At 67.0% G+C, this 6,344-nt stretch carries 4 protein-coding genes and 1 pseudogene; 1 reads left to right on the forward strand and 4 read right to left on the reverse strand.

Annotation, left to right across the window (positions count from 1 at the left end):
- Window positions 1–4 precede the first annotated feature (4 nt).
- The 3 genes from AX702_RS19415 to AX702_RS19420 all read right to left on the reverse strand — a co-directional run bounded on the left by AX702_RS19415 (window position 5) and on the right by AX702_RS19420 (window position 2,567).
- Window positions 5–1,006 carry a Fic family protein gene (locus tag AX702_RS19415; protein WP_231731956.1) on the reverse strand — a complete coding sequence of 334 codons (1,002 nt, stop codon included), beginning with the start codon at window positions 1,004–1,006 and terminating at the stop codon, window positions 5–7.
- 134 nt (window positions 1,007–1,140) lie between these two features.
- Window positions 1,141–1,965: a hypothetical protein gene (locus tag AX702_RS22240; protein ID WP_126014483.1), complete on the reverse strand. Its 825-nt coding sequence runs from the start codon at window positions 1,963–1,965 to the stop codon at window positions 1,141–1,143.
- Window positions 1,966–1,985: 20 nt separating this feature from the next.
- Window positions 1,986–2,567, reverse strand: a complete 582-nt coding sequence (locus AX702_RS19420; RefSeq protein ID WP_007406331.1) for a recombinase family protein — start codon at window positions 2,565–2,567, stop codon at window positions 1,986–1,988.
- Between the two features lie 164 nt (window positions 2,568–2,731).
- On the opposite strand from AX702_RS19420, the gene AX702_RS19425 reads away from it, so the two are divergent.
- A complete protein-coding gene (locus AX702_RS19425; RefSeq protein ID WP_018250482.1) occupies window positions 2,732–5,698 on the forward strand; it encodes a Tn3 family transposase in 2,967 nt (988 codons plus the stop codon).
- Window positions 5,699–5,766: 68 nt separating this feature from the next.
- Here AX702_RS19425 and AX702_RS22245 read toward each other — a convergent pair.
- A pseudogene (locus AX702_RS22245) lies at window positions 5,767–6,288 on the reverse strand (Tn3 family transposase); the annotation flags it as partial.
- Between the last annotated feature and the right edge of the window lie 56 nt (window positions 6,289–6,344).

A 6,344-nucleotide genomic window follows, 5' to 3' on the forward strand; every position in this document is an offset into this window, starting at 1 on the left:
GCCGTTAGCGGCTCCGGTCCTTATCGCGCGGCGCCTGCGTCGGGGACGCGCGGCTGATTTCGCTGTCCAGCGATCCGCCCGTCTTTATCCGATCGGCGACGAGCTGGCGCGTCGACTCCCCGATGGTTTCCGCCATGCGCGCGCTCTCGCCCCGATCGCGCGCGGTCTTCATGGCCGCGTCGACGATCGCCTGCGCGGGCGCGAGGCGGGGATCGGCTTGGTTCTTCTCCGCCGTGTTCTTCAGGAACAGCTCAGCAAGGCGCTCCTGGCCCGGAGAGTGGCCGGGGGGCAAGATCGGCCGCTCCAGCGATCGCACGGCGCGCTGAAGCTGCGCCGGCTGCTGGCTGTTGATCTGGACGCCGAGCGCGGCGCCGATCTCCCGCACCCGCTCCAACGGCGTCTGCTGGGGCGTCACGACGGCATCGACCTGACGAACCCCGAGATAGGTGAGAAGGTGCGATTGGTAGATCGGCCCTTTGGCGTGGCGAACATAGGCGAGTTCGGTGCGCGCGTTGGCGATGGCGGCGGACGGCGCACCTTCCCTTATCAGCCCGCGCAGGCGGTCGGCCGCCTGCTGGCGGGCGGCCGGCAGATAGCGTTCCAGCTCCTCACGCGCCTTGGTCAGCGTCACACGGTAGCGTTGGCCCTCGGGCGGGGCGCGCTTGGGGAGCATGGCGATCCCGGCGGGGCCGATCCGCGCTTCGGGCGCGAGGTCGCGCTTGATCGCCGCTGCCGAGAGGACCGCGGCCATGCCGCGATGATCGCCGGTCAGGAAGCCGTGCCGCGACGCCTCCATCCATCGATCCTTGTCGATCGCGGCGATGCGGATCGGATGACCGGCCTCGCGGGCGAGCTGCGCCGCGTGGTGGCGCATGGCGCGTCCGTTTCCTTCGCGGAAGGGGTGAATGGCGTTGATCTCGTTGATGTGGTTGCCGAGCCGATCGAAAAACTCGTCTCGAGGAAGCCCGCGAAAGCCGCTCTGCGCTCCTACCTGGGGGCACCTCAAGGTTTGTCATATGGACAGCGGCAGTCGGAACAAATGGTCAACAAAAGCCTGAGCGTTGCCGCAAAGTATATTAAGTTTCGTGGGTTTGTGAGGTTGGACGAGTTGGAAGTTACCGGATCACCTCTCGTGATGTTTCACCCGCGGAGCTCGTAGTAGACGATCTGCCATCCATTCTTGGGACCGCGCCACTGGGTGATCTGAAAGCTATGGGCTTGTGCAGACCCGTCCAGGACGCGGCTACTCCACCGTAGCGTTTCATCGTAACTGCTTCCGGACGATAACGCACCCGCTATGCGCCGAATGGGCAGCTTGGCGGGGAGCCTGCGGATGCGTCGGCCATCGTTGCCGACAAAGATAACGTCTTCGGCCACGCTTCGTCTTGGAACAGCCAACCAGTCGACCTGTTTGCCGGCCTGCTCCTGTCGCAAAACAGACGCGATCTCTTTCGCATCGCTAACGGCTTGGATTTGGAGCTGTTCATTGGTGAGTTTTGCCGAGCACTCAGGTTCGATCGCTTGTAAACTTTCTGCCGCTAATGCCTTCGATCCATCCCGACGATAGTCGTCGATTTCCCAGCGCCACCCCTCAGCACTGTTCCGCCAAAGCGTCTTATATGATCCAACTCGATTTCCGCCATCGTACAGCCCGCCGATAACAACTGCCGACCCGCTCGGATCACAGGACGGAAAGACAAGTTCGGGTCTGCGCTCGGCATGGCTCTCGACACTCATCATTGTGAGCCACCACCTTCGGCTACTCTCGGCTGCTTGCAACATGCTGGCCACAGATGGAGAGCGCGCGGTTTCGGGCGCATGTTGTATTGGCCAGGGGTCGCTTTGTGGACCGAAACTGCGTGCCGCTGCCTGACGGCCACTGGCAAGTACAGCTTCCGAGTAGGCCCGCTCCGCCTCCAGCGCGGAATTCGGCGAACTTGCCGCTAGTAGAAGCGCGAAGATCATGGCGAAATCCTACTCCTCAATCAACGTGTCGAGCGATGTACGGGCATCTGCGCCGGATGGTTGAGCGCCCGATAGAGCGTGGCATGATGACACTTCAGCAGCTTCGCCGCTTCGCGCACCGATGTGCCTTCGCCGACGAGACGCTGTCCGAGCGCGATCTGGTCCGGAGTGAGCTTGGGCTTACGCCCGAACTTCACGCCGCGCGCCATGGCTGCCGCGCGGCCGGAACTGGTACGCTGGTGGATCAGCTCGCGCTCGAACTCCGCGATGCCGGCGAACACGGTGAGCACCATGCGTCCCGCAGGCGTGGTCGTGTCGGCCCAGGGCTCGGCGAGCGAGCGCAGCCCCGCTCCCGCCTCGTTCAGCTTCTCGGCGATGTCGAGCAGGTCGCGCGTCGAACGCGCTAGGCGATCGAGCCGGGTGACCACAACCACGTCGTCGTCGCGCAGCTGCTCCAGCATCCGGTCGAGTTCCGGTCGGGCGCGCTTGGCGCCGGACACCTTCTCCTCGAATGTCCGCCGGCATCCGGCCGCCTTCAGTGCCGTCTTTTGAAGCGTGAGATCCTGATCGTCGGTAGATACGCGCGCATAGCCGAGGAGCATGTCGCAGATGTGCATTGGAACACGGCTGATTAGCAACAGACATTTGCGACAGCGTCCGCCCTCGTGGCGTGACCGGTCAGGGCCGCTGTCACGAAACTTGAGAGTTACGCGACACCTCGCACGTGTCGGCCATAAACTATACGCTCCCGGACAGGGGGTGATCGATGGCCAGACGCGATCTGTTAACGGGCGACGAACGCCGCGCGTTGTTCGGCGTGCCCCTCGACCATGCCTCGCTCGCCAAGCATTACACGGTTGCCGATGAGGACCGGCCACTGATCGAAGCGAAGCGCGGCGACGCCAACCGGCTCGGCTTCGCGCTGCACCTCGCCCTGCTGCGTCATCCCGGCTTCGGCATACGCCACGACGATGTCGTCCCCGATTTTCTGATCCGGCACCTGGCCGCGCAACTCGACATCGCGCCCACAGCGTTCGAGGGCTACGCGCATCGCGCCCAGACCCGGCTCGAACACGCCTGGGAGGCGATGGAGCGTTTGCGCCTGCGCGCGTTCGAGGCGGCCGACGTCCCCGGCGCGCTCGGCGCAGCCACCCGCGCGGCGGAAGCGACCGAACGGGGCAAGCCGATCGCCGCGGCAGTGCTGGGCCATTTGCGTGCTGCCCGGATCGTTCTGCCCGCGCCCGCCCGTATCGAGCGGATCGGGGTGGCGGGGCGCGCCATGGCGCGCCGCCTCGCGGCCGACACGCTGGTCGATGCGCTTGCTCCGGAGCAGGTGACGGGGCTGGATGCGTTGCTGATCGTGGACCAGGATCGCAGCACGACGCCGCTCGCGTGGCTGCGCGACACGTCGGACAGCCCGACCGCGCGCAATCTCGCCGGCATTCTCGCCCGGCTCGCGCACGTGCGCCGGCTCGGGCTCGACCCGGGCATGGCCGGCCGCATCCACGAGCACCGCTTCGAGCAGCTCGTGCGCGAAGGCCACGTCGCGCCCGCGTTCCTCCTGTCCGACTACTCGCTCCGCAGAAGGCGCGCGACACTCGCCGCAGCCGTCATCGACCTGGAAGCGCGGCTCGCGGACGCCGCGATCGAGATGTTCGGCAAGCAGACCGGCCTCCTGTTCGCCAGGGCCAGGGCCGCGCAGAAGCGCGGCATCGAGGCGACCACACGCGACGTGAACCGGCTCATGCGGCTGCTGGGCGCCACGGTCGGCGCACTCCGGGTCGCGCGCGAGGACGGGTTGGACGTCTGGGCGGCGCTCGACGACGGGGTGGGCTGGACGAGGCTTCTGGACGCCGAGAGCGAGGCGACCGCGATCGCCGACCTGACTCGCGACGAGCCGCTGATCCGCGCGGCGGGGCGCTACATGACGATGCGGCGCTACGCGCCCGCGTTTTTTGACGCGTTCCGGTTCAAGGCGGCAGGCTCGCGCGACGGCGTGCTCGGCGCGATCAAGGTCGTGCGCGCGCTGAACGCGACCGGGCGGCGAGACGTACCGGCCGATGCGCCCATGCCGTTTTCCAGAAAATGGAAGGCGGCGATCACCGAGGGCGGCGTCATCGACCGCCGTCGCTACGAAACCGCCACGGTCGCGACCGTGCGCGAGCGGCTCCAATCGGGCGACCTGTGGGTGGAGGGTACGCGCGAACACCTGCGCTTCGACAGCTATATGCTCCCGCCCGGCAAAGCGGCCGAGATCGCGCTCACGCTGCCGTTCGACACCGACGTCGGCCGCTACTTGGAGGGGCGCGCCAGGCTGCTCGACTGGCGGTTGCGCCGGTTCGCAGGCTCGCTGAAGCGCGGCACGCTCGACGGCGTGGAGCTGCGGGGCGGTAACCTCAGGGTCAGCCCGCTCGCGGCCGTAACGCCCGCTGCGGCCGACAGGCTGGACGCGGCCGTCGACCGGCTCATGCCCCGCGTGCGCATCACCGAGCTGCTCGCCGAGGTGGAAGCCCGCACCGGGTTCCTGTGCGCATTTCCGGAACTGCGCTCGGGCCGCGCCCACTCCAACCCGCAGGCCGTGCTCGCCGCGATCCTGGCAGACGCGACGAACCTCGGCATCGAGCGCATGGCCAACGCCAGCCAGGGCGTCACCTACGCCCAGCTCGCCTGGACGCATGGCTGGTACGTATCGGAAGAGAATTACGCGGCAGGGCTGCGCCATCTGGTGGACGCGCAAGCCGCGCTGCCGCTCACGCGCGTGTGGGGCGACGGCACCGCGTCGAGCTCGGACGGGCAGTTCTTCCGCTCGGGCAGGCGGGGCGCGGCCGGCAGCACCAACGCGCGCTACGACCGGGAGCCGGGGCAGAAGATCTACGCCCATGTCGCCGATACCTACGCGCCCTACCATGTCCGGCTGATCTCGGCGACCGCGGCGGAGGCGCCCTATGTGCTGGACGGGCTGGTCGCGCACGGCTGCGGCATCGAACCCGCGACCCACTATGCCGATACGGGCGGCGCGTCCGACCACGTGTTCGCGCTCGCGCACCTACTCGGCTTCCGGTTCGTGCCCCGCCTGCGCGATCTAGCCGATCGCCGGCTCGGCCTGTTCCCGGGCACGGCCCGCCCCGAGGCGCTCGCGAAGCTGATCGGGCGCCCGTTCAACATCGCTGCCATCCGCGAAAGCTGGGACGAGATCGTCCGGCTCGCCGCGTCCGTGAAGGCCGGCGTGGTGCTACCGTCGGTCATGCTGAAGAAGCTGGCCGCGTACCGTCGCCAGAACCGGCTCGACTTCGCGCTCCAGGAGCTGGGCCGGATCGAGCGCACCCTGTTCACGCTCGACTGGCTAGAATCCAGGGCGCTCCGCCAGCAGTGTCAGGCTGGGCTCAACAAGGGCGAGGCGCGTCACACGCTCGCCCAAGCCGTGTTCGTCCACAAACAGGGCCGCCTGCGCGATCCGCAGTTCGAGAACCAGGCGCTGAAAGCGTCCGGGCTGACGCTGGTCACCGCCGCGATCGTGTACTGGAACACGCTTTACATGGGCCGCGCCGTCGAGCATCTGCGCGCCAGCGGCGAGCCCGCGCCCGACGAGCTGCTCGCCCATGTAGCCCCGCTAGGCTGGCGACACATCAGCCTGACCGGCGATTACCTCTGGCAAAACGCCGCTGCCGAGCTCGATCAAGACGGCTACCGCGCACTCAACATCGCCGGCGGACCCGGAGCCAAGGTGGCCTGAGCCGCCCTGTTCGCTACCTGTTCAGCTTACCGCTGTCCGTGTCACAAACCTTGAGGTGCTCCCAGCCGGATCAGCTCAGCCGCGTCAAGAAGGGGTTTGGCCACGTCCGCCCCGTCGATTTCAAGAAGCCGCAGCATCCGGGGCGCGTATCGACGAAACCGCTTATGCCCCTGAACGACATGAGTAATCGGGTCCGATGACAGCGTATCCGTCAATCGGGCCGCGACAGCGACGAGAGTCTGCAAATCCGTCCATCCCGGACTGGACGAGATGGCGTCCTCAAGAGACACGTCGTCGTTCTTCGCTTCGAGAAGGGCCGCTCCCATGTCGCGGAACGAGCGCAAGGTCTTCTGGACCTCCGGTTGCGCTCCGTCCATGCGGTCATCGCACAGCCGGGCGGCCTCCCGCCAGGTCCTGCCGACGATCCGGTCATGTGTCTCGACCACGTCATCGGCGATCGCGCGTCGCCATTCCGATACGCAGACGGCAAGGATTGCGTGGCGGCGGTCGCCCGGCAGATCACGCAATCCGTCCGCGAAATAGCGTTCACCCTGCCGACGCAGACGGGTGATGCGATGATCCGGAACATCGTGGGGACCGGTGAGAGGATGGTCGAAAACGTACGCTAAAGGGTCTCTTCAACGCC

The sequence above is a fragment of the Sphingomonas sp. CCH5-D11 genome (genome assembly GCF_001557395.1).
Lineage (GTDB): Bacteria > Pseudomonadota > Alphaproteobacteria > Sphingomonadales > Sphingomonadaceae > Sphingomonas.

Bases quoted from the DNA above. Each gene is read 5' to 3' on its own strand.
- AX702_RS22240 (WP_126014483.1), bottom strand. From the start codon at position 1,965: ATGATCTTCGCGCTTCTACTAGCGGCAAGTTCGCCGAATTCCGCGCTG.
- AX702_RS19420 (WP_007406331.1), bottom strand. From the start codon at position 2,567: ATGCTCCTCGGCTATGCGCGCGTATCTACCGACGATCAGGATCTCACG.
- AX702_RS19425 (WP_018250482.1), top strand. From the start codon at position 2,732: ATGGCCAGACGCGATCTGTTAACGGGCGACGAACGCCGCGCGTTGTTC.